Source organism: Streptomyces sp. NPDC091682 (genome assembly GCF_044756625.1).
Lineage (GTDB): Bacteria > Actinomycetota > Actinomycetes > Streptomycetales > Streptomycetaceae > Streptomyces.
In genome coordinates, this window is sequence record NZ_JBIVTH010000017.1 from 131,101 (window position 1) to 157,159 (window position 26,059).

The window sequence follows — 26,059 nt, forward strand, 5'->3', positions numbered from 1 at the left end:
CAGGAGATCAGGAGACGGACCATGGCAACGCGCAACAACCCCTACGGGGCCTTCAACTTCCTCGTCAAGCTCGGCGACACCGGCGGCGAGGACCAGATCGCGGGCGGTTTCTCGGACTTCAGCGGAGCCGGCAACGAGGTGAAGTTCTCCGAGTACCGCAACGGCAACGACCCCGAGAACCACGTGCGGAAGATCGCCAACACCAACTCGACGAACGACGTCACCCTCAAGCGGGGCATCATCGGGGATCTGCGCTTGTTCGCCTGGATCAAGGCCACCCGGGAGGGCGAGTTCGACCCGCGCACGGTCACCGTGACCTTGCACGACGAGGGTCGCCAGCCGGTCTGCTCCTGGGTGCTGCGCGCCGCCCAGCCCAAGAAGTGGGTCGGTCCCACCCTCACCGGCAAGGGCGGCGGAGAGGTCGCGATGGAGGAACTCCACCTCGTCGCCGAGCGCATCGACTTCCTGTCGCTGTGACCCCCGCCGGACTGCGTCTGGGAGCGCCGGGCGCGTACCGGGACGGGCGTCGCCCGCCGCCCGCCTTCCAGCCGCTACGACTCGACATCGCCGGATTCGTCGGCGTGGCGCCGCGCGGACCCGTCGACACCCCGGTCGCCGTCGACCGCTGGTCCGACTACGTGCTGAGGTTCGGCGGTTTCGAAGGGCCCGGGCTGCTGCCCCACGCGGTACGGGCGTTCTTCGCGCAGGGCGGCGCCCGCGCCCACGTGCTGCGCGTGGCACCACTCCCGCGCTCCCCGCATCCCACCGCCCTGGCGGCCTGCGCGCTGCACCGGATCCGGCTGGCCCGGGCGGACGGTCCGGCCGCCGCCGGGGGCGGCCGTCCCTACGACGTCCACCTGCGCGCACGCGACGAAGGGAGCTGGGGCGGACGGCTCTCGGTGCGCTGGGACTTCACCGCAGCGGGCCACTTCACCGCCACGGCCAACGGGCGGGAGCTGACCCTGCCCGAGGGACCGACTCCACCGGACGGGACCCTGCTGCGCCTCCGGGCACCTGGGCTGGGGCCCGCCGGCGGCTTCTTCTCCGTCCTCGAACAGGCCGTGCGCCAGGACACCCCGGGCCTGCGGCGCCGCGTCGCCGTGCTCGACCGGCAGCCCGGGCCGGGAACCCGGCCCGTGGACGTGGACGCCGAACTCGTCACCGCGACCGTCACCATCACCGACACGGATCCGGCGCGCCCCCGGCAGGAGCGGTTCGCGGGGCTGGGGCTGAACCGCGCCCACCAGCGGTTCGTCGCCGATGTGCTGGCCACCGAATCCCTGTTCACCACCCCTGACGGCGAGTGGCCCGAGGTCCTGCTGCCGCCCGACGCCTTCCTCGCCCCCGTCGAGTCAGCCGTCGTACGGGGCCGCGGGGGCGAGGACCGCTATGCGGGGATCAACGCCGACAGCTTCCACGGGACGACCCCGGTCGAACTGCTGCCCATCGGCGGCGGCGAGAGCATCGAGGATCCGGGCCGGGAGGAGGTCGGCATGGACCGAATGGCGCTGGTGCCCGAGGTCGCGCTGCTCTCCGTACCCGATTTGCTGTGGTTCCACAGCGATGCCCCGGAGACCACCACCGAGACCCCGTCGCAGCCCGGCAGCCCCGTCTTCGTACCGTGCCCGCCCCGGCCGGAACCCATGACCGTCACCGCGCCCCGGCAGCACGCCCGGCTCCTGGACAGCGGCACCCAACTGCCCGAGATCGTCCGGCGCCAGCAGCGGCTCGCGGCGCTCGCCGAGCGGCAGCGGCGCTTCGTGGCCCTGCTCGACGTACCGCCGGGGCTACCCGTGCGGGCGGTCGCCCGTTGGCGGGCCGGGTTCGAGAGCTCGTACACCGCCGCCTACCACCCGTGGCTCGGTGTGGTCGCGCCCGACGAACCGCAGCACCGCGCCGTGTCCGTTCCGCCCTCGGCGTTCGCGGCGGGAATCATCGCCGAACGGGAGCGGCGGCTCGGTCTGCACTGGGGTCCCGCCAATGCTCTCGCCGCCGAAGCCGTGACCGCGGCCGAGCGCATCGGCGAAGCCGACCACGACGAGCTGCACCTGCTCGACATCGACGTCTTCCGCGGCGAACGGGACGGATTTCGGCTCGCGTCGGCCCGTACCCTCTCCCGCGACCCCGACTACCGTCAGCTCAGTGTTCGCCGGCTGATGACCATGCTGAGGCTGGTCCTCGACCGGCAGGCCCAGCCGCTTGCCTTCGAGCCCCACTCCGCCCGACTTCGCTCCGAACTGAGTGGCTCCATCGTGGAGTTGCTGCGCGGTCTGTACCGCTCCGGCGCGCTCGCCGGCGAGAGCGAGGACGAGGCCTTCTTCGTGACCTGCGACGAACACCTCAACCCCGGCTGGTCGCTGGGCCTGGGCCGGCTCGTCGCCGAGGTCGGCGTGGCGCCCGCGCGACCCCTGGAGTACCTCGTCCTGCGGATCGCGCAGGACGCCGACGGCGCCGTCACGGTGGTGTGATCCATGACCGAGCTCGTACAGACCTTCAACTTCCGGGTCCGGATCGGACGCAGCGGCTTTCCGAGCCGTACGGCCGAGCCCCCGCCCGTGCTCCCGCTGACCAGTGGGCAGGAGGGCGGCGCCCGCCGCGAGGCGAGCGCCGCCGGCCCGGGAAGCGCGACCGGGAGCAGCGGCCCCGAACGGATCGGCGACGGCGGCTTCCAGGAGTGCTCCGGACTGGGGCTGGAAGCCGATCTCCGCGAATACCTGGAGGGCGGGGCCAACGGAGAGGTGGTGCGCAGGATCGGACGGGTCAAACTCCAGCCCCTGGTGCTCAAACGCGGCATGCTCATCGCCACCGCGGGCGGCAGCACCGACACGAGCCTGTGGGACTGGCTGCACGGCATGGTCAGCGGCCGGACCCCGGCACCCCGGTACGACGGCGATGTCGAGGTGCTCGACCCGGTCGGCCAACGGGTCGTCGCCCACTGGAAGTTCAGCCGCGGCCTGCCCCTGAAGATCACCGGACCCACCCTCAACGGCAAGACCGGGGAGATCGCCATGGAGGAACTGCACATCGCACACGAAGGTCTGCGTCTGGAGCGGACGCCATGACCGCCCTGGCCCACGCCACCCTGCAACGCCTCAAGCGAGGACCGTCCGAGGGCAAGGACGCGCCCGCCCGGGTGCTCGACGACGGCCCCGCCGTACCCGTGCAGTTCAACCCCGTCTCGCTGCGCATCAGCCGGAACAACAACACCGACCGCGGCGGCACGACCACCCGCACCCAGAAGCGCCAGCATCCCGCCCAAGAGGGCTCGACCCTCACCTTCGACCTGGAATTCGACACCGCGGAGCAGCGCAGCGGCGGACAGTACGTCGACGTCCGGCTCTGGACCGCGCTGGTACGGCAGTTCGTCGAACCGCCCAAGGGGAAGGTCGCGGATCCGCCGCCGGTCGTCCGGTTCGTCTGGGGGACGCTCCGCTACAACGGCATCGTCACCCAGGTCAACGAGGAACTGGACTACTTCGCCCCGGACGGCACCCCGCTACGGGCCAAGGTCGGGGTGACCATCGTCGAGCAGAACTTCGCCTACGAGGCCCATGACGAGGGCCCCGGCACCCGGGACACCGGGTCCGCCACCGAACCGGGCGCCCCGAGGACGGGCGCGGCGCCGGGCACCTCCGGAACGGCACGCCCGCAGCAGGTCGTCCAGGCACAGGAGGGCGAATCCGCCCAGCAGTTGCTGTCCCGGCTCGGCCTCGACCCGGCGGCGTGGCGCGGTGCGATGAGCGGGCTCGACAGTCCGCTGACGCTGGCCGCGGGGGCCTCCGTACAGCTCGGCGCGGAAGTGTCCGCAGGGTTTTCGGCCGCGGCGGGGATCCGGCTGTCGGCCGGGTTCGCCGGCGGCGTCGCGGCGACCTCGGTGGGCGGACTGTCCGCCGCCCTGGGGATGGGCGGCGGACCGGTGGATCCCCGGTCGGGGCGGCCCGGGCGGGGCTCGCCCCGCACGGCGGGCGGCGGAGCGGTCGCGGCTGCGGCCGCGTCCGTCACGGGGGCGGGGGAGAGGGCCGATTCCGGGTACGGCGTCGGGGCGGAGGCGTCCCTCGCGGGTTTCGCGCTCTCCGCCGGAGGGGGAATCGTGGCCTCGGCGGATGCGGTTCTGGGCGCCGCGGTGGAGCTCGCCACCGCCAGGGCGCGGCAGTCGTTCGAGGTCTCCGACGCGGCTCCGGGGCCCTACTCCGCCACCGCGGCTCCCGCCCGGGGCCCCCGTCCGGCCGGGCCCGGCCCGGGCCGGACGGCAGCCGCAGGTCCTGCCGCACCCCCCGGCGCACTTCGCCGCCCGGACCGTCGCTCCGTCAGCTACGGCCAGGGCGTCCCCCTACGGGCGCGCGCCGATGCCGCGACACTCGCCGAGGTCGAGGCCGGCGGTGGACGCAGCCTCGCCGACCGGGCCCGGCACGAGGAGACCCCGGCCCCCGACCCCGGCGCCGCGCCCTGGGAACGACTGCCCCCGGACCCTCCCGGCCGGTACGCCGCCGACTGCGAGCAACGCCGCCGTGACGCAGGCCTGAACACTCTGAGGTGGACACCGCGAGGAGGCCCGACATGAGCGTGTACATCGGAGAGCTGCACACCGAGGTCGTACCCGCGGGCAGCGCGAGCCCACCGGGCGGCGGGACGGGCGGGACGGGCGGCGTCCACGCCGCCGCCGAGCGCCACCAGGAGGCGTGCGAGCACGCCGCGTGGCTCGCCGCCCGCGTGGCAGCGGAGGGCTTCGATGACTGAGCCGGCGACCGCGACCGCCTCGCCGGCCTTCGAGGTCGAGGGGATGCTCGTCAAGGACCTCGCCCGCGACTGCGTACGCCTTGACATCGCGGAAGGCGTCGAGGGACTGCGGACCCTGCGCGCCCACCTCCTCGCCGTCGGCTCCGGGGCGAAGGGCCCGCAGGATCGGCTGCTGCACCTCGACGGGACCACCGTCGCCCTGGGGAGCACCCTCAAGGTCGCGCTCGGCCCGCCGTCCGCGCAGCGCTACGTCTTCGAGGGCGTCGTCTCCGCACTGGAGCTCGTCCTCGGCGACGGAGAACCACCGCTCGTCCTCGTGCACGCGGAGGACGCTCTCATGCGGCTGCGGATGACCCGTAGGCAGCGTACGTACACCGAGGTCACCGATGCCGGGATCGCCGAGGAGGTGGCCCGCGAGCACGGGCTCAGCGCGGACGCGGACGCCCCCGGCCCCCGCTACGACGTCGTCCAGCAGCTCAACCAGAGCGACCTCGCCTTTCTGCGCGAACGGGCCCGGCTGGTCCAGGCCGAGCTGTGGGCCACCGGCCGCACACTGCACTTCCGGGCCCGCGGCAGCCGCGGCGCCGACGCGCAGACCCTCGTGTACGGAGGCCGGCTGCTCTCCGTCCGGTTCGCAGCCGACCTCGCCCACCAGCGCAGTGAGGTGGTGGTCACCGGCTACGACGCCGACCGGCGCGAGGGCATCGACGAGCGGGCCGGCCCCGAGGTCGTCGAGGCCGAGACGGCGGGCGGCCGGGTCGGCGCGAGACTCCTGGCCCGGGCGCTCGGCCCCGGCACCAGCCTGCGGGTCCGGGAGGCCGCGCTCACCGCGGAGGAGGCGGAGGCGTGGGCGCGCGCCGAAATGCTGCGCCGCGGCCGCCGGTTCGTCACCGTGGCGGGCACCACCAACGGCAGCCCCGATCTCGTCGTCGGCAGCCGACTGACCCTGCGCTCGGTCGGCGCACCCTTCGAGGGAGAGGGCTACTACGTGACCCGGATCAGGCACTCGTTCGACCTGGAGCGCGGCTTCCGTACCCGGTTCGACGCCGAACGCTCCTGCCTGAACGGGGCGGTGTGATGTCCCTGCCGACTCCGGTTGACGGCTCCGCCCCCGGTTACTTCGGGGTCTATCCGGCGATCGTCACCGACATCGTCGACGACGAGCGGCTCGGCCGGGTCGAGGTGCGCTTCCCGTGGCTGGGCACGGAGGGCGACCGCGACGTACGCGCCTGGGCGACGCTGTGTTCCCCGTACGCCGACGACGCCCAAGGCCTGCTCGTCCTGCCGGACGTGGACAGCCAGGTCGTGGTGGCCTTCGAAGCGGGCAACCCGCGCCGCCCGTACGTCCTCGGCGCGGCCTGGAACGGCCGGGCCGCACTGCCCCACCAACCCGAGCGCGCCAACAACCTGCGGCAGCTGCGGTCACGGGCCGACAGCCGCCTCCAGTTCGACGACACACCGGGCGCGGAGCAGGTCCGGATCACCATGGAATCCGGCCACGAGGTGACCCTGGACAACGCCACCCAGCAGGTGACGGTGCACCACGGCAATGGCTGCGTCGTGCGGTTGACGCCGACCTCGATCGAGATCCAGGCGAACGTGTCCATCGACGTGAAGGCACCCGTGGTGACCGTGAACGCTCCGCTGTCCACCTTCAGCGGCCTGGTGAAGTGCGCGACCCTGGTCACCGAGCAAATGGTGATCTCGCCCGCCTACACCCCCGGCGCCGGGAACATCTGGTGAGCCCCGCGGGCGACGCCCCCCTCCCCGGGCACGGCTTCAAGGTGCTCGCCCCCTGGTACGTCTGCGAGCGCGGGGGATTCGACCGGTTCGACCCCGGGGCGCGGACACCGGCGCTCCAGAAGTACGACTCCGCCGAGTTCGTCCGCGGGCTGGTATCGGATCCGCGGGAGTCGCTGCGGTTCGACGACGCCGAGGACGTCTGGTCGTACGCGGTGCCCGTGCCCCTCGCGGACCGCGGCTCGGGCCGCGCCCGCTTCGCCACCCACCAGCTGGTCCGCACCCGGCTGCGCAAGCTCTACCAGCCCAGCCACGAACGCTTCTACGGGATCGTCGTCGAGCTGTTCTGCGACCGGCCGGGTCTGCCGCGGCCGCAGTCCGCCGACGGGCTGGAGGTGGGCTTCGTGATGCGCCGCCGCCGGGTGGAGATGACCGCGCCGCCGGGCGTCCTGCGCAAGCTCGCCCACCAGCTGACCACGGACCTGCTCGCCGCCCAGCGCGACGGCGGCCAGGACCGGCGCGTCCACGGGTCGGAGGTCGAAGACGTCCTGTGGGCCGACATCGCGCACCGGCTGCGCTTCGAGACGACCCACCGCGAACTGCTCGACCAGGTGGGCCTGGAGACGGAGACCCAGGCATGGATGGCCGGAGCCGCGGGCGGGCAGTGGCGCGCGCTCGGCACGCGCCCCCCGAAGGACCGCCCCGAGGATCGGGAGCAGGAGCTGCCGATGTGGCGTCTGCCGTCCCGATCGGGCGGCTGCCCGGCGGGAGCGCCGCCCGAACGGTCGCTGTGGTTCGGGGTGGTACCCACCTCGTCCGGCGAGCACGACGACTTCGGAGTCCCGAAGCTGGACGAGCACCACATCTACGAAGCGCTCTGCTTCGTCCGTCGCGCCCCCCGACCGGGCCACGAGCACTGCCCCCGGCAGACCTCGTGGAGCGAACCGACCGAGCCCTTCCGGCTGGCTCCCTTCTTCGACCCGGAGGGCACCAAGAACCGCAAGACCTCGCTGACCCTGCCCGATCTGCGGGCGGTCGCCGCCCGGGCCGGTACGTCCCCCGGGCCGGGCGGAGTCGCCATCACCAGCCCGCCCGGCTCGCAGCTGTCCTTCGACCCCGGCGGCGGCACCCCGAGTGGCGGTTCGGTGGGCGGTACGCTCCCGCGCACCTGCACGTTCGCGCTCGAGATCTTCATGATCGTGGCGTTCTTCCTGTTCAGCATGTTCCTGCCGATCGTGGTGTTCCTCTTCCAGCTGTGGTGGCTGCTCGCCCTGCGCTTCTGTCTGCCGCCCTCGCTCTCCGCGCTCGCCGCCTTGAAGACCTTCTTCGACGGCGGCGGAAAGCTGTCCACCATGGGCGCCGCGGAGCTGGTCAAGCTCGACGAACTCCTGGGCTCCAAGGGGGCGGCGGCCCAACTCAAAGCATCCGGTGCCATCGAGGACGAACACGGCGCAGACCTGCTGAACGCCCTCGTTCCACCGCCCTCGGTCCCGATGCCCACGCCCCAGCCGGAACCGCCGGTGAACGACCCGCTCTGCGGTTGAGGGAAGAGGTGCGATGTTCACGCGACGCCCGCGCGCACAGGGCAAGGCCCCACCGGACTGCTCGTGCGGCACGAACCACGTGACCCGTGAAACGGTGCAGTCGTGCGGGGCGACCAAGTGTCCCACCGGCGGATGCGGTGGTCGGCACGGGGCGGAGGCGCTCCCGCCGGGTGGGGGTTCGCTGGCCGCACAGCTCACCCAGATCCTCCCGGGAGCCGCACCGGCCGAGTGGCTCGGCCACGACCAGGGCCGATCCGCCGCCCCCGCCGGCCCGCAGGCACCGGGCGATCGCGGAACCCCGCAACCGGAAGCTGCCGTCGTCCAGCGGAAGGAGGCCGGGGCCTGCAACACGGACCGGGCCGGACCCACGGACCCGGAAGGAGTGCGGGACCGGCTGCAGAACGGGCAGCCACTGGAATCCGGGGTGCGTTCCCGGATGGAGAAGGGCTTCGGGCGCGACTTCGGCGGCGTCCGCGTGCACACCGACGCCGAGGCCGCCGGGCTCGCCGCCGAGCTGTCCTCACGGGCCTTCACCTACGGCCAGGACGTCGCTTTCGCGGACCAGCAGTACCGGCCCGGAACGCCGTACGGAGATGCGCTGATCGCCCACGAACTGGCCCACACCGTTCAGCAGGGGAAGCGGGTCCCAAGTCGGCCGCAAGAGTGGGGACTCGCCCACGACGACGCCCTGGAGCACGAGGCGGACCGGGCCGCGGCGCAGGTGCTGGGAGGAGGAAGTGTCCACGGTCGACTCGCCGAGCAGCGCGGACTGCGACTGCAGGGCTGCAGTCAGAAGACCAAGGCCTGCCCCAAGGGCCACGAGTGGTACCCGACGGCGACGGCGCAGTGGGGGTCGCTGGGCTGCAGCTGCATCTGGAAGTGCCTTCGCAAGCCGCCCAGCGGCGGGTCGGGCTCCGGCCCGGCCTACACGTGCCCGCCCGGTGTCTCCTGCAGCGACCCGTACGAGCGGGTCGGTGAGGACTACACGAAGACCGGATACGGATCGGCCTTCACACCGCTCGGAGGAGAACCCGCGTGCGGTTGCTTCCCCCTCGACATCGAGGGGGGAGAACAGACGGATGCGGCACTGGTCCCCGTCACCATCGACATGACCACCATCGTCGGACCCGGCGCGGACATGGCCGCGGGTGCCAAGGCCAAGTGGCAGAAGCGTGGCGGGGGCGGCAGCGGGCCCCGGACGGATCCGCGCACCGGTACGCGGATCCCCGGGGTGGTACCGCAACAGCAACTGCAGCACCCGTTGCGGGTCCGCGCCATCACGGAGGGCCTCTACACCTCTGGGAGGGCCGCCGGACTCGACCGGCTCTTCGCCGAAGCGGATCCGGCCGTCATGGTCGCGCTGGAAGGCACCATGGCCGTCCCGCGCGGTCCGGAACGGACCAGAAGGGTCGACGCCCTGCTGAAGTGGGCGGAAGGCAGGCCGCCGGTGCCGGGGCCCGTCACCGAAGGGCCCGTCATCGGCAAGGGGGGCACCGGATCGGTCGCGGAGATCGTCGGCCGGCCCGAACTGGCCAGCAAGACTGGCGCGGGACGAGCCGGAACGGAGGCGGCGGCCATGGTCGAACTCGAACTCGCCGGGATCGCGACCGTGTACGTGGCAGAGGGAAGGACGACCACGGGTGCCCAACGTCTCATCCTGAAGAGGATCGACGGTGTCGGCAGCAAGGAGACCATCGGCCGCGAGGGACAGCCACCCGCGGACCCGGCGGCGGCCCGGGAGAACGCCCGGTTCATCACCCCCCGGACCATCACGGACCTGGAGGCGATCCGGCAACGCCTCCAAGATGCCCGGATGAACGTGGGCGACTTCCAGTTCATCATCCGGAAATCCGACGGCGCCGTCTTCGTCAACGACCCCACCGGGTTCACCCCGAACAGCGCCCCGAGCGGGCGCATCGACAACATCATCGACCGCTGCCGGCGGATCCTCCGGCTGCGAACCGAGGGGCAGGGTCCATGACCGAACACCAGGACCCGGAAACCATGCTGCCGCTCAACCGCAGGGACCTGCTCCGGCGTGCCGTCGGCCGCACCCTGGAAGACATCGAGCGCATCACGTCGACCAGACCCGCCGACTTCACGGAGCGAGGAGGCGCCGCATCGCTCTTCTTCCCTTCGGTCTCCGGTCCCGTCCAGCTCGAATTCTCCGACGGCCTGATCCATGCGCTGACCGTCTGGCCGAGCGGCCTCTCCGTCCTCGTTCACGACGAGGCGCTCGGCGACGACCCGTACGCGGATCGCCACCGACTGAGCCGGACCCCCCAGGCTCCGGACTGGCTGCGCTCACTGCTCGGTCGCACCGTGCTGGACGTACGCGTGCACCTTCACCGCGACGAAGTGCCCTCTGAAGAACCGCGGCAGGCAGCGGTCTCCTACGTACTGGACAACGGCGAGGAGCTCTTCTACGCCGTCTACGTGCACGGCCGCATGGACGGGGACGAACTCCTCCGGCGCGAGGACGTCATCCCCGCCGCCGTGGCCCGTACCGTCTCCGTCACGTCCGGCGAGGTGCCACGTTGAGCGCGCCACTCCGACGGCCGGGCATCCAAGACGCCGACCCACCCTCCCGGACGAGCAGATGGCTGGACGGACTGGCCGCCGCACCCGGCGCGCCTTTCGGCTGCGACGGACCGCCGTACCTGGTGTGTGGTCTCGCGGGCATCGGAGCGGGCACCGCAACCCTCGCGGCCCTCTTCGCCGCGCGGGGGCCGGCCACCTCGGCCCTGGTCGTCGCCGTGGTGGCTTCGGCGGCTGCCTTCGTCCTCATGGGGCTGGCACAGAAGGCGCTGCTCGGCCGGGAGCGACACGTACTGCTCGAGAACGTCCTGCTGGTCCTCGCGGTGAACGGAATCGTGGCGCACCTGCTGGGGGAACCGGTCAGGACCGTCCTGGACTGCCTCGTCGTGGCGCTCGGGGTGGTGACGGCAGCAGGCCGCTGGGGCTGTCTCCTGCACGGCTGCTGCCACGGTCGGCCCTCTCGCTTCGGCATTCGCTATACGCGGGGGCTCCATGGTGACGATCCGCTGGCAGGAGTCCGGCTCTTCCCCGTGCAGCTCTTGGACGGGGCAGCACTGCTCGCGGTGACGGCGCTGGCCACACCCTTCGCTCTGGGTGCCGCAGCGCCCGGCACAGCCGTGCTCTTCTGGCTGACGGCCTACGCGATCGTCCGCTTCGTCATCGAGTTCGCCCGCGGAGATGCCCGCGCTCGCCGGATCGGCCCGCTGACCGGCGCGCAGTGGACCTCGCTCCTCATTGTGGTCGGCCGCATCGGCTACGAGCAGGCGCAGCTGCCCGCCACGGACCCGAAGGCCGTTCTGGCGGCCGCTTGCGCACTGACCGTGTGCGCGGGGGCCTGGCTGGCCCGTCCGGTGTGGCTGGAGCTCGGCCCACCCGAGCCGACCGACGCGGAGATCGACGTGTGGCAGCGGATGCTCGTCGCACTGGAGAGGGCGGCTACCGACAATGAGGGCGGTTCGCAGGTCGGTTGGAGCCTGCGGACCCATCTCGTTTCCCTTCTGCTCACCGTCCGGGCCTGCGGCGCCGAGTTCCTGTACGTGTGCACGCTGCGGGGCGCCGACGTCGAACTCCTGCCCGCAGCGGGGCTGTTCGTGCAGCGACTGGGAGAGCACCGAGTGCTGCGCGCCGCCCACCGGCGGGACGGAAGCCTCGTCATCACCCTGCTGGTGCGGGCCGGCTCGCCGTCCGGGTCGACCCCGCGGGACGATCCGGGCCTGGTCCACCTGCGCGCCCTCGCGGCTTCCCGGGAAGTCGTCGCGGCGCTGAGCGGCCACCTCCCTGTGGATCGGTCCACCGGAAACGTTGCGGTGACGGTCGGCCCGGACCATGAGCGGCATGGCAGCATTTGACGCTCTGACATCAGTCGCCGGTGGCGCCGGCGGAAGAGCCCTGACAGCGGCGGAGGCCTGGCTCGGGACCGGGGTCCGGTTTCCGATTCGGCCGCAGGGGGCCGGTGGCGGGTACGCGGGCGGGCTGGGCTGGGCGAGCGGGGAGGCCCTGATCCGGCAGTCGATCGAGACGATCCTCGACACCGAGCCCGGGGAGCGCGTGATGCGACCCACCTTCGGCTGCGGACTGCGCCGCTACCTCATGGCGCCCAACACCACCGCCACCCGCACCGCGCTCAGCGAGGAGATCAGCGAGGCGCTCACCCGCTGGGAGCCGCGGATCAGGGTCACCGAGGTCGCCGTGACACCGGGGGAGGAGCCGACCATGGTCTGGATCGACATCGCGTACGTACGACTGGTCGACCTGCGGCCGGACAACCTCGTCTACCCCTTCTACCTGCGGTAGCGGCCGGGTGATGACGGTATGCCCCTGATCGGCCCCATCCTCGACGACCGCACCTTCGAACAGCTCAGGGACGAGCTGGTCAAGCGGATCCCGGTCTACGCCCCCGAGTGGACGGACCACAACGCGAGCGACCCGGGCATCGCCCTGCTCGAACTGTTCGCGCACCTGGGCGAGTCGCTGCTCTTCCGCTTCAACCAGATCCCCGACACCACCAAGGTGGCCTTCCTGCGGCTGCTGGGCGTGCGTCCACGCCCGGCGACGACCGCCCGTACCCTGCTCGTCCTGGAAACCGAGCGCCCCGAAGGCGTCCAGGTACTGCGGGGCGCCGAGGCCCGGGCCGGCGCCGTCGTCTTCGAGACCGACAACGAGGTGGTCGCCTGGCCCCTGGAATCCCTCGCCGTCGGCAAGACCGCAGCTCCCGTACCGTCCACCGGCGACCCCGCGCGCGCCGCCGCGGAGAACCGGCGACGGCAGAACGCCGTCGAGGCCCTCCCGGCCGCCGAGCTCGGCCGGGCCCGGGCCGGGGCGCCCGTCTCCTTCTACGTCACCACGGGCGTCCCCACCGATCCGCTCACGGACGACCCGCCCCTCGATGTCAGCACGACCATCGACCAGTGCCTGTGGATCGCCCTGCTCGGCAAGAACAGCACCAACCCGCAACAGCTGCGTGATCAGACGCTGTTCGTCGGCGTGGTGCTCGACGAGGAACTGCGCCGCCCCTTCGACCTCGTGGCCAGGGATCCCCACGACCCCACGCGGCTGCGCGCGGACGACCTGCTGACCGCCCCGCCCGCCACCCTGTGGGAGCTGTGGAACGGCCCGGTCGCCGCCACCGCGTTCACCCCTCTCGCCGTCCTCGGCGACACCACCCGCGGACTGACCACGACCGGTGTGGTCAGCGTCGGCCTGCCCGGCGGCTTCCCCACCCACCCCGAAGGGCAGAGCGGCCCCGGCGGGCTGGATAGTCCACCCCCGCTGGACGACGAGAAGCTCGCCGCGCGAGTCCTGGGCTGGCTGCGGGTACGCCGCCCGGCCGGTGAGAACGACGCCATCCACCGCATCCGCTGGGTCGGCGTCAACGCCGTCGGCGCGGTGCAGTCCCGCACCGCCACACCCGAACTCCTCGGCATCGGCACGGCCGACGCCGGGCAGGCCTTCCGCCTCACCCAGCGCCCCGTCATCGCGAGCAGCGTACGGCTCGAAGTGGAGGAGGCCGACGGCTGGCGCCCCTGGACCGAGGCCGAGGACTTCGCCTCCAGCGGTCCCTTCGACCGGCACTACGTCCTGGACGCCGAAGCCGGAGTGGTGCGCTTCGGTACGCGCTGTCGGCTGCCCCAGATCGGCGAGCGCATCCGGGTCCTGTCCTACCGGTACGGCGGCGGCTCGGCCGGGAACGTGGCGGCGGGCGCGATCGGCTCACTGACCGGCGTCGCAGCGGTCAAAGTCAGGAATCCGCTCCCCGCGACCGGCGGCGCGGACGCCGCCTCCCTGGCCGACGCCCTGGACGCGCTGCCCGCCGAGGTGCACCGGCGCGACCGGGCCGTCACCGCAGACGACTTCCGGGCACTCACCCTCGAAGTCCCCGGTGTGCGGCGGGCCGAGACCCTTCCGCTGCTGCACCCCGACACGCCCACCCAGCCCGCGGCCGGAGTCATCAGCGTGCTCGTCTTCCCCACCGAGGACCTCCGTGACCCGGGCGCCCCACTGCCCGACCTCGCCCTGCTGCGCCACGTGGCGGCGCACCTCAACCCGCGGCGCCTGGTCACCACCGAGCTGTACGTCATCCCGCCCACCTACGTGGACATCGCCGTGTCGGTGGGCGTCCGGACCCGCGAGGGCCACCAACCCGACGCGGTTCGCCGCTGGGTCGAGTTGATCGTGCGTCAGTACCTCGCGCCGCTGCCGCCGTACGGACCCGAGGGCGAGGGTTGGCCGCTCGGCAGGGCGGTGCGCCGCGCCGAACTGGAGGCCGTCGCCGTACAGGTGGAAGGAGTGGAGTACATCGAGGACGAGCTGCTGCTGGCCCGGCGCACCGGCGGCGCTTCCGGCGGTGCTTCCGGCGGCGGGGGGTGGACGCCGCTGCACCTCGTACCGCTGCGGCCGTGGGAAGTGCCCCGGCTCGCCGAGGTCACCGTCGTCACCGGTAGCCCGCTGCCCGTCGGGACCGGATACGGGACACCGCCCCCACCTCCCGGCGACCCCGTCGTCGTACCGCTGCCTCCGGAGGTGTGTTGATGCACGGGGACCGCGCCCTCAGCGTGCTGGTACATCCCGACCAGTGGGCCCGCTGCCGCCACGATTCCACTGCCCTGCTCGATGAGGGCGGGGTCGGGCTCGCCTGGGAGCCGGAGCCGGAGCCGGAACCGGGAGCGGAACCTGGCCCCGGTCCGGGCGGGCCCGCCGGCCACGGACCCGCAGGGCTCGCCTTCGACCGACGGGGCCGTGCCTACCGCTCTCACCCGCGCACCGGACGCGTCGAGGCCACCTCGGGGGCCGCATCTGCATCTCCCTCCGGCGCCCCGCACCGGCCCGGCGCCCTGTGCGTGCCGCGCGGCCTCGCCGTGGACGGCGCGCAGCGCCTCTACATCGCCGAATCCGGCGCCGGCGCCGTACACGTCGTGGACCTGTGGGGCGAGCGGCCGCTGCGCCGTGTCTCCGTCCGCGACACCACCCATCCGCACCGGCGGCCCCTCGACGTCACCCCCCACTGCGGCGGCGTGGCCGCCCTGCTCACCCGGCCCGCCGGAATCGTCGTCCTCCAGGGCCGCCGCAGCCCGCGGCGCGGGCCGGCGCTGCGCCGTCCGTCGGGCGCCGAAGGGCTGCGCCCCACCCGGATCGCCGGTCACGCCGGGCATCTCCACGTGCTCTGGACGGGACCACCGGGCACCGGGGCGGTCATCGCCCGCACCGACGGCACCCGCGCGCTGGTGGTGCCCGGCGCGGTGGACCTGGACCTGGCGGACGACGGCACCCTGGTCGTGGCCCGTGTCCCGGGGCACCCCTTCCGCCGGTTCAGGCCGGACGGGACCTCCTGGTCCGAGATCGAACCGCTGCGGGCACCCGGCTTCGACGGCGGCGCCATGACCATCGGGCCCGACGGGCGGATCGCGTTCACCACCCCCGCGGGGATCGGCCACACCGCCGGGCCGGCCGCCCGCTACGTGCAGGCCGGCAGCGTCATCTGCTACCGGCTGGACGCGCAGGCGTACCGCACCCGCTGGGGACGCATGTTCCTCGACGCCTGCATCCCGCCCGGCACCGAAGTGCGCGTCAGCTGCCTGTCCAGCGACGAGGACACGGTCCCCGACCCGCTGTCCTGGTCGGCCCCCACCCAGGGTGGACGCACCATCCGACATCCGGACCGCACCCCGCCGCTCCCCTCCCGTGCCCAGCTCGCCGCCCGGCTCCAACCCCCCGCCCCGCTCTTCAGGCGCCCCACCGGACGGGAATGGCCCTGGGCCCAGATCGCCCCCGACGACAGCTTCGAGACGTACGAGGCCCCCGTGCAGGCGCCACCCGGCCGGTACCTGTGGATCGTGCTCCGCCTCATCGGCACCCGGCGGCTCACCCCGCGGGTCCGGGCCCTGCGCGTGGAACGCTCCGGACACCGGCTGCCCGCCCAACTCCCCAGGTCCTGGAGCCGGGACGAGAGCGACGCGGCATTCCTGCAGCGCTTCCTGGCCCCCGCCGAAGGCCTCCTGCACGAGCTGGACGGGCGGGCCGCCCTGCGCACCTTGCTCCTCGATCCGACGGCAACCCCGCAGGAGGCCCTCGGCTGGCTGGCGGGCCTGGTCGGGTTGGCCCTCGACCGGCGCTGGCCGATGCCGGCCCGGCGCGCTCTGATCGCTCAGGCCCACGACCTGTTCCGCATCCGCGGAACAGCGGCCTGCCTGGAACGCATCCTCAGGCTCTATCTCCCCCTGCCGGTCAGCGTGGTGGAGAATTGGCGCCTGCGCGGGCTGGGCGGCGCGGTACTCGGCACGGAGCCCGGCGGGCCTCCCGCACCCGCCGTGGGCGGAGGGGCGGCCACGGCGGGTGCGCTCGGCCGCTTCACCGTCGGCGGCACCCGGCCCGGGGCGGACGGCTACACGGCGACCGCCCACCGGTTCACCGTGCTGATCCCCGCCGATCCGAGCACCGAGCAGCTCGACGTCGTCCGTGCCGTCGTCGAGAGCCACAAGCCCGCGCACACCCTCGTCGGCATCTGTCCCCTGGGCGCGGGGATGAGGATCGGCCGAACCCTGCACCTCGGCCTCACCTCCGTGGTCGGCCCCGGTGTCGGATGGGCGCCCGCAGTGGTCGGCGGCGCCCGGGTGGGCGCGGACGGCATCGTGGGCGTACCCGCCGCCGGAGCCCGCGTCGGCGAGACCTCCATCACCGGGGCGGTGAGGGTCGGATGAGCGGCCCCGACATCGTCATCGACCGGCTCTCGGCCACCCTGCGCCACCCCGCCGAGGAAGCGCCGGCCATCGAGGACCGGCTGCGCGGACCGCTCCGTCATGTGGTCGGCGGACGGCTCGAAGCGGCCCTGCGCGGACTTCGGCTGCCGCCCGGACGCTGGTGCCTGTCCCGCCTCGACCTGACCCTGCCCCTCGATCTCACCCGCCCCGACCCCGCACTCGCACAGGACTGGTCCCTAGCCGTGGTCGCCACGATCGAACGGACCGTACGGGAAGGGGCCGGCGCGGTCGTGCACTACCGCCACGACGTGGAACTGCTCGCCGACGTGGTCACCGGCCTCGCGAACGGGCGTACCGAACGGCTGTGGGCCTGGCGGCAGACGGGGATCCTGCGGCCCGGTGACCCGTCGCCCGACGCGTCACCAGGCGCGGCGATCCTCACGGCGCTCGACCGTCACCCCGAGCAGGCCGCCGCGGCGCTGCTGCGCGCCGCCGACGCGTGCGGACTGGCCCCGCTGGACCGGGCACTGGGCCGGGCGGGCTGGCAGCGGCTGGCCGCAGCCCTCGCCGTGCCGGAGTGGTCCGAGCCGCGACCGGGACCGGATCCCGACCCGGCGGTGCACCAGAGCACCCGCACCCTCGCCGCCGCCCTGCCGGCCGGATCGCGCCTCGCCTCCCTGGTCCGCGAGACCGGGCTGCGGCCGACGGAAGACACCCTGACCGCCTGGGCGGTGCTGCTCGTGGCGGAAACCGACCCCGCCGCCCTCCACCGGCCCCCGCGCGCCGGGCTGCCCCTGCTGCTCGCCGGCGCTCTGCGAGCGCTGACGGGCGCCCCCGAGCGGCAGGACGCGACCCCGAGGCCCATACCACGACAGCTACCGCCGCCGGTCCCTGCCGAAGGCGATGCCCGGGCCCGGAAGCGGGACCGGGCCCGGCTCCCAGCCCCGTCCGCAGGGGCCGACAGCGACCCGACGGACCGGCCTGCACCGCCGCTCCCGCCCCCGGCCACGCGGGACGGGGCACTGGCGCCCCCGTCGAGGCCCGGGCCCGCCGAAGGGCCGCGCCGCGGGCACCCGGTCCGGGCGACCGACGACTCCGGCGCGCGGCCGACCGTCCGGGCGGTGGCCGGGGGGCTCCCCCCGGAGCAGGCACCCGGCGGCCCCGATCCACTGGGCGGGATCGCCACCGGCTGGGCCGGTCTGCTGTTCCTCATCGCGACGGCCGCCGAAGCCGGACTCCCCGAACGCGCCCTGGACGAGCCCGGCCTTGCCGCGAGGCCACTGCCCTGGGTGCTGCACACGGCCGGACGAGCCCTCGTACCCGGCATCGTGGCCGAGGACGCGGCGCTCCTCGCCCTGGCCGGACTCGGCCCGGCCCGGGCAGCCCTCGTACTCGGAACACAGGAACCGACACCGGAGGAACTCGCCTGCGTCCACGCACTCGCCGCCGACTGGGCGCGGGCGACCGCGGTACGACTGCACGGCGGCGGGCCGGACGACCCCGACGGGGTCGTGGCCGCGGTCGCCCGCCGGCCCGGACGCATCACCGCGGAACCCGGTTGGATCGAGGCACACCTGGCCGTCGCCGACACCGATCTCGCCGTCCGCCGCGCCGGGCTGGACCTCGACCCCGGTTGGGTGCCCTGGCTCGGTTCGGTCGTGAGGTACGTCTATGCATGACGATGACCGCACCAGCCATGACCTGTCCGCGCGGGCCGCTACCGTCGCCCTCCGCGTGGCCGAACTCCTGGAAACGACCTGTAGCGAGGAAGCCGCCGGCGAATCCTCGGCCCTCCTCCGTGACTGGGCCAACGGCGCGGTGCGCCGCGCCGAACAGATCCGCGGCACCGAGCCCTTGACCGGCACGCCCTTCGACCGGCTCGTGCACCGGCTGGGGATCGGCCCGCTGGAAGCCGAACTCGTCCTCCTCGCCGGACTGCCCGAGGAACACGAGGGCCTGGCCGGGACCTTCCGCGCCATGCATCCGGGCGGCGAGCCGCACCCCGGCGTGGGCCTGGCCTCCCTCCTCGTCGACCGCGCCGCCCGCGGGGCCGCGCGGAACGCGGCGGCACACGGTCGCCGTCCGGACCGGGTGGCCCTGCGCCGACTGCTCCACGAGGGCCCGGCCGTACGCGGGGGAGTCCTCACCCTGGAGGGGGACGGCCCCTTCCACGAACGCTCCCTCGTCCTCGCCGACCAGCTCTGGGAGGCCTTGCACGGCCATCGCGCCTGGCCGTCCTCGCTCGAAGGGGTGGACCCCGGACCGCCGGTCGCCGGGCTCGACGGATGGCTCGGACTCCCCGAGGTGGTGCGAGCCGTTGCCGCCCTCCGATCGAGGGAACCCCGTGTCCTCCTGGTCACGGCACGGGACGAGACCGTCGCGCTGAGCCGGTGCGCAGCGCTCGCGGACGCCGCCGGACTCGGCCTCGTCGCAGCCCGCGCCCGGCCCGACGACCCCGAAGCCATGAGACTGCTGGGACTGCACGCCGCCGTCCGCGACGCCGTGCCGCTGCTGGTCGCCGTACCGCAGCCGGGCGGCTCCGGACCGCTCACCCCGGCCGTGACCATGTTGCGGGGTCCGCTGCTGGTGTGCGCCGCTCCCGGTACCGTACGCCCCGGGCCGCAACGGCCCGTACTGGCCGTGCCCCTGGGGCCGATCGAGTCCGCGGACCGCCGCACGGCCTGGCGTGCGGCGCTCCCCAACGCCTGGGAACACGCACCCGAACTGGCCGCCCGCCATCCGCTCGATCCGGCACTCACCGCGCAGGTGGCGCTCGACATGCGCGGCCGCACCGGACTCGCCTCCGCCGACGGGGGCGAGGACACGACTTGGGTCGTGGACGTCTCCGCCGCCATCCGGGCCCGCGCGGGCACGCTGCTGCCCCCGGGCGTGGAACTGGTCAGTCCATGCGCCGAGTGGCCTCGGCTCGTCCTGGCCGAGGAGGCGGACGGACAACTGCGGGATGCCGTGGCGAGGCTGAAACACCAGGCCCTCGTGCTGGACCGCTGGCAGCTGAGGGAGACGGCCCGCGCCAACCGCGGCGTACGCCTCCTGCTCACGGGGCCGCCCGGTACGGGCAAGTCGTTGGCCGCCGAGGTACTGGCGACCGCGGCAGAGCGCGACCTGCTGATCGTCGACGGTTCCGAACTGGTCTCCAAATACATCGGCGAGACGGAGAAGAACCTGGCGGCGTGCTTCGAGGTGGCCGAGCGCACCCAGGCGGTGTTCCTGCTCGACGAGGCCGATGCGCTGTTCGGCACCAGAACCGAGATCTCCGAGGCCAACGACCGCTTCGCGAACATGGAGACCGCCTATCTCTTGCAGCGGCTGGACCGGTTCGACGGGCTGGCCGTGCTGACGACCAACCTGCGCCAGAACATCGACGAGGCCTTCATCCGTCGGATGGACTTCGTGGTCGAGTTCCCGCTCCCCGACGACGTCGGGCGCCACCGGATGTGGCAACTTCACCTCCCGGCAGACCTGTTGCACTCAGACATCGACCTCGAAGCGCTGGCACGGTGTTATCCGGTGCCCGGCGGATGGATCCGCAATGCCGCGATCGGGGCCGCCTTCCGCGCGGCCGACGACGGAGCAACGGTCTGCCGGATCCGCCAGAACCATCTCGTCGACGCGATGCGGCGCGAGTACGGGAAGGCGGGCCGGCCGTTCCCCTGCAGTCCGCCCGGGCAGGGGGCGACGGGCGACCGGCGGGCCGCGCGGGCGCTCGCCGTGGCGCGGACCGGCGCGCCCGCTCCAGACACGGCGACCGACAGGCCCACTCAGAAGGAGAGATCATGACGGCGCTCGGCACCGGCAGCACCCCGTGCGGCTGCGGCGGCGCGTCCGCCCCGGACCTGCACGACACCTCACACGGCTCGGGATCCTGCGCCCCCGGGCCGTGCACCGGCGACGAGTTGCCGGTCAACCCGTTCCTCGCGCTGCGCGTGGCCTTCGGGATGCTCCTCGGCGAGGACGACTTCCGCGTGCTGATGGGCAACCCGCGCGGCAAGCTCATGCTGCACAACGCGTGGCTGCACGGCTCGGGCGTGGTGTGGGGGCTCGGTGTCCGACGGGACGCAGACGCACTGACGGTGGTGCCCGGCCTCGCCGTGGACGGACTCGGCCGGGAGCTCAGTCTGGATGCGTCGTGGTGCGTGTCCCTGACGGAATGGGCGGCCTCGTGGCTCGAACGGCACCCTTCGGAAGGCGAGCACGAGGAAGCGGGACAGGACAGCGACCACGGGCCCTGCCCGCCCGGGCGCCGGATGGTGACGGCCTGGGTCTACGCCGAATTCGCGTCCTGCCCCGACCGGCCGGTGCCCGCACTGGCCGACCCCTGCGACGTCACCCGGCGGCACGACGACTTCTCCCGGACCGTCGAAACGGCGCGGATCACGATCCGCACCTCCGAGCCCGACCACTGGCGTCCCTACCACCGGGTGCGGGTACTGCTGGGTCTCGACGAGGCCGCACCCTCGGACCCCGCCGGCCAGGAGGCGCTGCGTGCGGCGCACGAAGTGGCGCACGCCCCGGCACACCTGCGGGCGCGGGAACTGCTCAAGGCCTTCCGGCGACTGGCCGCAGAGGACGCCACCGAGCAGGCGCCGCAGCGCGAGGACGGTGATGCGTGCCCTCCCCGGGCGCCGATGACGGAGGACCACGCCGCGGTCGCGCTGGCGCGGTTGACCGTCGAACTCACGGAGTACGACGAGTGCGTGCGGATCGGTGAGGTGAGGGTGGAGCCGGCCGTCCGCGACGTGATCCTTCCTACCACCACCATCCAGGAGCTGGTGTGCGGGCTCGCGCCCGGCGTGCTGGGCTCCGGGACCGTGGAGGACGCGGGCGGCCCGCGCCTGATCCCCGAGACGCTGAAATGGGGACGCGAGAACACCCGTCTGACGTTCGACATCACCGTGCCCCTCGCCAAGGGCTCCGCGGAGCCCGAGGGCGTGGAGATCACTTCGCTGTCCCGGCACGGGCGGGGTTGGGCGACCGACGAGGTCGCCGCGATCGGGCTGTCCCCGGACCGGCGCCAGGTGTGGGTGGACCTGGACCAGCGGCCCGCGTACGAGACGGTACGCATCCGGATCCGCGGCACCGGCCCCAAGCCGCTCTACGGAGCGGCCCCCCACCACGTGCCGTTCGCAGGCGTCGTCGGCGGCCCGCCCGGCACGCGCCACGAAGGGCACGACGCCGTCGTCACCACTGACATGCCGCGCGAAACGTCCGCCGGGAGGACCGAGGAATGACGATGACCGAAGGAACCGCCGGGGCCGCGGGCTACGGCGCGGGACCGGTGGTGCCGCCCGCGCCACCCCCCTCCGGTCCTGCGCCGGGCACCGCGTCGGGGCCGGCGCCGGGACCGCCCGGGCCGGGCTCCGACGGAACACCCGCGACTGCGGGCGGTGGCATCGACCGGCTCAACGCCTTCGACGGGCTGTTCCTGCGCGCCGAACACCTGAACCGAATCCAGGACTACGCGCGCGAACTCGCCCTGGCCGTCGCAGCGGCGGGCGGCCCCGGGGTGGTCGAGGGTTACCAGGTCACCCTGAAGGACGGGGTCCTGCGGGTCGGCGCCGGCCTCGCCATCACGGCGGACGGCCGTCCGCTGCGTTCGGAGCGGCTGGTCACGCTGCCCCTGTCCGGTCTCACACACGACGCCGACACCTTCTGGTGGGTCGAAGCGGTCCCCGAATCCTGGCAGTACGGCCAGGCGCCGGTACAGGGCTCCTACTGCGACGATCCCTGCTCCGGCGCGGGCACCACCCGGCGTCCCTACACCGCGGAAGGCGTGCGGATCAGGCTCACGGAAGCCACCGAGCGGGGCATCGGCACGCGCGATCCGGAGTTCCGTCGCAACTGGATCGCGTCCCGCCTCTTCGCCGCCGAGCGCACCGAGCACTCCCCGTGGCCGTACGGAACCGGCAGCGCCGATCTGCCCCTGTCCTGGGCTCCGCCCGGGGTCCCCGGGAAGCCGCAGGCCGTGCGGCTCGCGGTGCTCATCCCGCAGCCCTGCGGGATCGACACCTGGGAGGTGGACATCTGGGCCGCCCGCCGGGACCGTGGCGAGGCCCCGCCGTACCGGCAGTGGCAGTCCCGCCTCGGCATGCGCCCGTGGGACGTCTTCGTCGCCCAAGTCCTCCAGTTCCAGGCCCAGCTCGCGGAACTGGTCGGGGCGCCCGAGCGGCCGGAACCGGATCTGGCACCGCTGCTGGAGCAGTTGGTCCGGCTCGGCGGCTCGAAGTACCTGCACCGCCGCACGAAGGACGAGATCAGCCGCGAACTGTTCCAGCTCGCCAAGGACATCGACACCGGCGGGCTGGTCAAGCCCGCTGCCTCCCGGACGACTCCGTATCCCCTGGACCGCATGGGCATCGCGGAGCTGCCACCCGCCGGCTACCTGCCCCTCACGATCGGCGATCAGCACCGCAGTCCGTTCGAACAGGTGCGGATCTGGCTGGAGGCCTGCCGGGACCTGCGATTTTGCGTAGGGGGCCTTGCCGATGTCGCACAAGCGGTCCAGGAGGCCCAGCACCGTGACCGCATCCGGCTGGACGGGAGCGCGGAGGTGGACGTGCTGCTCCCCGTAGACGAGCAGGGGGAACCCACCACCCACTGGGTCGCGTTCGTCCGGCGGGAACGACGGCGTTGTCACGAACCACAGGAAGGAGACTCGCGGTTCGAGGCACGTCACCCTCAGGAGGGAGAGGTCGTGGCGGGCGGGGAGGGCGGGGAGCTCCGGACGGAGCCGGAATCCGGGCTCTAGGTAGATCCTGGAGACCGGCTCGTCGGTTGCTCTCGGTGATGACCGGGTGACGTCGTGCGCATAGCATCTGCCGCCCGGGCTTCTAGCGGGAGGACCGCCTATGCATCCGAATCCGCAGTTCTTCGAGTCGCCGGTCCGGATTCTCGGGCCTGGGGACGCGCCGACCCTCCACCTCCTCGGTGGGCCGCGCGTCGTCCACCGGGGGAGAGGGCTCGATGTGCCGGAGGGCAGCAAACGGCTGCTCGCCTTCGTCGCACTCAACGGCGGCCGCGTCGAACGCCGGCACGCGGCGGGCACGCTGTGGCCGTCCGGCGACGACCTGCGGGCGGCCGGCAACTTGCGGTCGGCGCTGTGGCGGCTCAAGGCGGCCGGCATCGACCTGCTCGACTCCGACAAGTGCTCGCTGTCGGTGCGCGAGCACACGGTGGTCGATCTGTACGTGTTGTACGGCTGGGCGGGGCGACTGATCAGCGGTACCGCCGGGAGCGAGGACCTGTGCGCCCTGAAGTGGCGGACGGACGCGTTGGACCTGCTGCCCGGCTGGTACGACGACTGGGTGCTGCTCGAGCGCGAACGCGTCCGGCAGCGGCTGTTGCATGCCCTGGAGGCACTGAGTCGCCAGCTGTCCCATGTGGGCCGCCATGCCGAGGCCGTCGAATCCGCCCTGGTGGCGGTCGGTGCCGAACCGTTGCGGGAGAGCGCCCAACGCGCTCTGATCGAGGCCCACTTGGCGGAGGGGAACCTGGTGGAGGCCTTGCGTAGCTATGACGCCTACTGCGGCTTGACCCGGCGTGAACTCGGGGTGGCACCGGGCCGCGAGCTGAGGGCGTTGATGAAGCAGTTCAGCGAGTCCGACCGTCGTCCCGCACGACAACGGGTGGTCGGAGGGGTCTGAGGTTGGCGAGCCGGGACTCGACTGACGCAGGGGTGGCGGGACGGCTGACCCCTCACGTGTTACTCGACAGTAGGAGATGATGGCGGACGACCATCCACACGACCGGGTGATGAGGTAGCGGTGACGACTTTCGAGGAACCTGCCACGGTGCACGCCTTCCGGGACGACGCCCTCGGGGAGCACGACGCCGTCGGTCTGGCCGCGGCGATCCGGCGGGGCGAGGTGGGTGCCGCCGAGGTCGCCCGGGACGCGGCGGAACGGGTGCGGGCGGTCGAGGCACGGCTCAATGCGGTTCAGGTGCACGGCGAGGTCCCGACGCACCCCACCACCCGGACGGGCGGTGCCTTCGCAGGGGTGCCGACCTTCGTCAAGGACAACACCGACTACCTGGGCCTGCCCACCGGCCACGGCAGCGCGGCCTTCACTCCGAGGGCCGCGCGCCGGCACGCGCCGTTCGCGCGGCAGTTCCTGAGCAGCGGCGTCACGGTGCTGGGCAAGACGCGGCTGCCCGAGTTCGGGTTCAGTCCGACCACGGAGTACGAGGGTGCCGAGCCCGTGCGCAACCCGTGGCACACCGGCCACTCGTCCGGTGGTTCGTCGGGCGGCAGCGCGGCACTCGTCGCCGCCGGGGCGGTGCCGATCGCGCACGCCAACGACGGCGGTGGCTCGATCCGGATACCCGCCGCCTGCTGCGGACTCGTCGGTCTCAAGCCCACTCGGGGCAGGGTCGTGGCGAACGCCCAGAGCCGTCAACTGCCGCTTGACCTCGTCTCCGACGGAATCGTGAGTCGTTCCGTGCGGGACACCGCCGCGTTCCTCGCCGCCGCCGAGACGTACTGGCGCAACCCGAAACTGCCACCCGTGGGCCTGGTCGAAGGCCCTTCGGGGCGGCGGTTGCGCATCGGGTTCTTGCTGGATTCGCCGAACGGCGTCCACTCCGACCCCGCCACCCGGGCGGCCGTCACGGAGACGGTGGCCACGCTGGAACGGCTGGGCCACACCGTGGAGCCGGTGGAGTTGGCCATCGACGCCGGCTTCACCGACGACTTCCTGACGTACTGGGGGATGCTGTCGTTCCTCCTCGGGGTCACGGGCCGGACCCTCGGCGCGGACTTCGACCGGCACCGCACGGACGGCCTCAGCCGCGGGCTGCGCGAGACGTACCTGAAGAACTGGCAGCGCACTCCGGGCGTGCTGCGGAGGCTCAAGCACACGAAGGAGGCGTACGCGACGGCGTTTCGGGGGCTCGACCTCGTGCTCTCGCCGGTGCTCGCCCGCACCACGCCGCCGATCGGTCACCTCAGCCCGGCCGTTCCCTACCCGACGCTGATCGAACGGATCCTCTCGTACGTGGCGTTCACGCCGGTCGACAACGTCGTCGGTACACCGTCGATCTCGGTGCCCGCCGCGAGCGTGACGGTCGACGGTTTGCCCATCGGCGTCATGTTCTCCGGCCGCCCCGGCAGCGAACGGAAACTGCTGGAGGTCGCGTTCGCGCTGGAGGCGGACCGCCCCTTCCGGCGCATCCAGGACCTGTGACGACGACCGATCGCTCCGCCCCTCCCGACCCGTGCCCGCGGTCCCGGCCCGACCGAACGAACCGGGACGTCGCCCGCCCGCGTCTGCATCAGAGCAGGCAGCCGGA

The 26,059-nt window shown here is 73.2% G+C and carries 20 protein-coding genes; all 20 read left to right on the top strand.

All coding sequences use genetic code 11. From position 1 onward, the window contains the following. The first annotated feature begins 21 nt into the window (after positions 1-21). The 20 genes from ACIQK6_RS32310 (at position 22) to ACIQK6_RS32405 (ending at position 25,953) form a co-directional block, all read left to right on the top strand. Positions 22-477 (top strand): phage tail protein, encoded by a 456-nt coding sequence (locus ACIQK6_RS32310; RefSeq protein ID WP_030010531.1) that lies wholly within the window; start codon positions 22-24, stop codon positions 475-477. Continuing rightward, positions 474-2,468 (top strand): hypothetical protein, encoded by a 1,995-nt coding sequence (locus ACIQK6_RS32315; RefSeq protein WP_329104895.1) that lies wholly within the window; start codon positions 474-476, stop codon positions 2,466-2,468. Before ACIQK6_RS32310 ends, ACIQK6_RS32315 begins: the two co-directional genes overlap by 4 nt. Positions 2,469-2,471: 3 nt before the next feature. Then, entirely contained in the window at positions 2,472-3,062 is a 591-nt protein-coding gene (locus ACIQK6_RS32320; RefSeq protein WP_329104897.1) for a phage tail protein, read from the top strand. Next, the gene (locus ACIQK6_RS32325) at positions 3,059-4,561 is read left to right on the top strand and encodes a hypothetical protein (protein ID WP_329104899.1); all 1,503 of its coding nucleotides are present in this window, start codon (positions 3,059-3,061) and stop codon (positions 4,559-4,561) included. The genes ACIQK6_RS32320 and ACIQK6_RS32325 overlap by 4 nt, the downstream gene beginning before the upstream one ends. Continuing rightward, positions 4,558-4,737 carry a hypothetical protein gene (locus ACIQK6_RS32330; RefSeq protein ID WP_329104901.1) on the top strand — a complete coding sequence of 60 codons (180 nt, stop codon included), beginning with the start codon at positions 4,558-4,560 and terminating at the stop codon, positions 4,735-4,737. Before ACIQK6_RS32325 ends, ACIQK6_RS32330 begins: the two co-directional genes overlap by 4 nt. After that, complete coding sequence (locus tag ACIQK6_RS32335) at positions 4,730-5,815, top strand: contractile injection system protein, VgrG/Pvc8 family (protein WP_329104903.1); 1,086 nt, start codon at positions 4,730-4,732, stop codon at positions 5,813-5,815. The genes ACIQK6_RS32330 and ACIQK6_RS32335 overlap by 8 nt, the downstream gene beginning before the upstream one ends. Further along, positions 5,815-6,480 carry a phage baseplate assembly protein V gene (locus ACIQK6_RS32340; RefSeq protein WP_329104905.1) on the top strand — a complete coding sequence of 222 codons (666 nt, stop codon included), beginning with the start codon at positions 5,815-5,817 and terminating at the stop codon, positions 6,478-6,480. The genes ACIQK6_RS32335 and ACIQK6_RS32340 overlap by 1 nt, the downstream gene beginning before the upstream one ends. Continuing rightward, a complete protein-coding gene (locus ACIQK6_RS32345) occupies positions 6,477-8,021 on the top strand; it encodes a hypothetical protein (RefSeq protein WP_329104907.1) in 1,545 nt (514 codons plus the stop codon). Before ACIQK6_RS32340 ends, ACIQK6_RS32345 begins: the two co-directional genes overlap by 4 nt. Positions 8,022-8,034: 13 nt before the next feature. Continuing rightward, positions 8,035-10,002 (top strand): DUF4157 domain-containing protein, encoded by a 1,968-nt coding sequence (locus ACIQK6_RS32350; RefSeq protein WP_402696194.1) that lies wholly within the window; start codon positions 8,035-8,037, stop codon positions 10,000-10,002. Continuing rightward, the gene (locus ACIQK6_RS32355) at positions 9,999-10,562 is read left to right on the top strand and encodes a hypothetical protein (protein WP_329104910.1); all 564 of its coding nucleotides are present in this window, start codon (positions 9,999-10,001) and stop codon (positions 10,560-10,562) included. The genes ACIQK6_RS32350 and ACIQK6_RS32355 overlap by 4 nt, the downstream gene beginning before the upstream one ends. After that, positions 10,559-11,908, top strand: a complete 1,350-nt coding sequence (locus tag ACIQK6_RS32360; RefSeq protein WP_329104912.1) for a prolipoprotein diacylglyceryl transferase family protein — start codon at positions 10,559-10,561, stop codon at positions 11,906-11,908. The genes ACIQK6_RS32355 and ACIQK6_RS32360 overlap by 4 nt, the downstream gene beginning before the upstream one ends. Next, positions 11,895-12,353, top strand: a complete 459-nt coding sequence (locus ACIQK6_RS32365; RefSeq protein WP_329104914.1) for a GPW/gp25 family protein — start codon at positions 11,895-11,897, stop codon at positions 12,351-12,353. Before ACIQK6_RS32360 ends, ACIQK6_RS32365 begins: the two co-directional genes overlap by 14 nt. Positions 12,354-12,371: 18 nt before the next feature. Further along, positions 12,372-14,588: a putative baseplate assembly protein gene (locus ACIQK6_RS32370; protein WP_329104916.1), complete on the top strand. Its 2,217-nt coding sequence runs from the start codon at positions 12,372-12,374 to the stop codon at positions 14,586-14,588. Further along, positions 14,588-16,753 carry a phage tail protein gene (locus tag ACIQK6_RS32375; RefSeq protein WP_402696197.1) on the top strand — a complete coding sequence of 722 codons (2,166 nt, stop codon included), beginning with the start codon at positions 14,588-14,590 and terminating at the stop codon, positions 16,751-16,753. The genes ACIQK6_RS32370 and ACIQK6_RS32375 overlap by 1 nt, the downstream gene beginning before the upstream one ends. Next, positions 16,750-18,432: a hypothetical protein gene (locus ACIQK6_RS32380; protein ID WP_402696199.1), complete on the top strand. Its 1,683-nt coding sequence runs from the start codon at positions 16,750-16,752 to the stop codon at positions 18,430-18,432. Before ACIQK6_RS32375 ends, ACIQK6_RS32380 begins: the two co-directional genes overlap by 4 nt. Further along, positions 18,425-20,551, top strand: a complete 2,127-nt coding sequence (locus ACIQK6_RS32385; RefSeq protein ID WP_402696201.1) for an ATP-binding protein — start codon at positions 18,425-18,427, stop codon at positions 20,549-20,551. The genes ACIQK6_RS32380 and ACIQK6_RS32385 overlap by 8 nt, the downstream gene beginning before the upstream one ends. Continuing rightward, entirely contained in the window at positions 20,548-22,002 is a 1,455-nt protein-coding gene (locus tag ACIQK6_RS32390; protein WP_402696203.1) for a hypothetical protein, read from the top strand. Before ACIQK6_RS32385 ends, ACIQK6_RS32390 begins: the two co-directional genes overlap by 4 nt. 2 nt (positions 22,003-22,004) lie before the next feature. Beyond that, complete coding sequence (locus ACIQK6_RS32395) at positions 22,005-23,519, top strand: hypothetical protein (RefSeq protein WP_402696205.1); 1,515 nt, start codon at positions 22,005-22,007, stop codon at positions 23,517-23,519. Between the two features lie 100 nt (positions 23,520-23,619). Then, positions 23,620-24,414: a BTAD domain-containing putative transcriptional regulator gene (locus ACIQK6_RS32400; protein WP_329104928.1), complete on the top strand. Its 795-nt coding sequence runs from the start codon at positions 23,620-23,622 to the stop codon at positions 24,412-24,414. A gap of 120 nt (positions 24,415-24,534) precedes the next feature. Further along, positions 24,535-25,953 carry an amidase gene (locus tag ACIQK6_RS32405; protein WP_329104930.1) on the top strand — a complete coding sequence of 473 codons (1,419 nt, stop codon included), beginning with the start codon at positions 24,535-24,537 and terminating at the stop codon, positions 25,951-25,953. The last annotated feature ends 106 nt before the right edge of the window (positions 25,954-26,059 follow it).

Bases quoted from the DNA above. Each gene is read 5' to 3' on its own strand.
- ACIQK6_RS32375 (WP_402696197.1), top strand. From the start codon at position 14,588: ATGCACGGGGACCGCGCCCTCAGCGTGCTGGTACATCCCGACCAGTGG.
- ACIQK6_RS32340 (WP_329104905.1), top strand. From the start codon at position 5,815: ATGTCCCTGCCGACTCCGGTTGACGGCTCCGCCCCCGGTTACTTCGGG.
- ACIQK6_RS32320 (WP_329104897.1), top strand. From the start codon at position 2,472: ATGACCGAGCTCGTACAGACCTTCAACTTCCGGGTCCGGATCGGACGC.
- ACIQK6_RS32365 (WP_329104914.1), top strand. From the start codon at position 11,895: ATGGCAGCATTTGACGCTCTGACATCAGTCGCCGGTGGCGCCGGCGGA.
- ACIQK6_RS32400 (WP_329104928.1), top strand. From the start codon at position 23,620: ATGCATCCGAATCCGCAGTTCTTCGAGTCGCCGGTCCGGATTCTCGGG.
- ACIQK6_RS32370 (WP_329104916.1), top strand. From the start codon at position 12,372: ATGCCCCTGATCGGCCCCATCCTCGACGACCGCACCTTCGAACAGCTC.
- ACIQK6_RS32325 (WP_329104899.1), top strand. From the start codon at position 3,059: ATGACCGCCCTGGCCCACGCCACCCTGCAACGCCTCAAGCGAGGACCG.
- ACIQK6_RS32390 (WP_402696203.1), top strand. From the start codon at position 20,548: ATGACGGCGCTCGGCACCGGCAGCACCCCGTGCGGCTGCGGCGGCGCG.
- ACIQK6_RS32310 (WP_030010531.1), top strand. From the start codon at position 22: ATGGCAACGCGCAACAACCCCTACGGGGCCTTCAACTTCCTCGTCAAG.
- ACIQK6_RS32330 (WP_329104901.1), top strand. From the start codon at position 4,558: ATGAGCGTGTACATCGGAGAGCTGCACACCGAGGTCGTACCCGCGGGC.
- ACIQK6_RS32395 (WP_402696205.1), top strand. From the start codon at position 22,005: ATGACCGAAGGAACCGCCGGGGCCGCGGGCTACGGCGCGGGACCGGTG.
- ACIQK6_RS32350 (WP_402696194.1), top strand. From the start codon at position 8,035: ATGTTCACGCGACGCCCGCGCGCACAGGGCAAGGCCCCACCGGACTGC.
- ACIQK6_RS32380 (WP_402696199.1), top strand. From the start codon at position 16,750: ATGAGCGGCCCCGACATCGTCATCGACCGGCTCTCGGCCACCCTGCGC.
- ACIQK6_RS32335 (WP_329104903.1), top strand. From the start codon at position 4,730: ATGACTGAGCCGGCGACCGCGACCGCCTCGCCGGCCTTCGAGGTCGAG.
- ACIQK6_RS32385 (WP_402696201.1), top strand. From the start codon at position 18,425: ATGCATGACGATGACCGCACCAGCCATGACCTGTCCGCGCGGGCCGCT.
- ACIQK6_RS32355 (WP_329104910.1), top strand. From the start codon at position 9,999: ATGACCGAACACCAGGACCCGGAAACCATGCTGCCGCTCAACCGCAGG.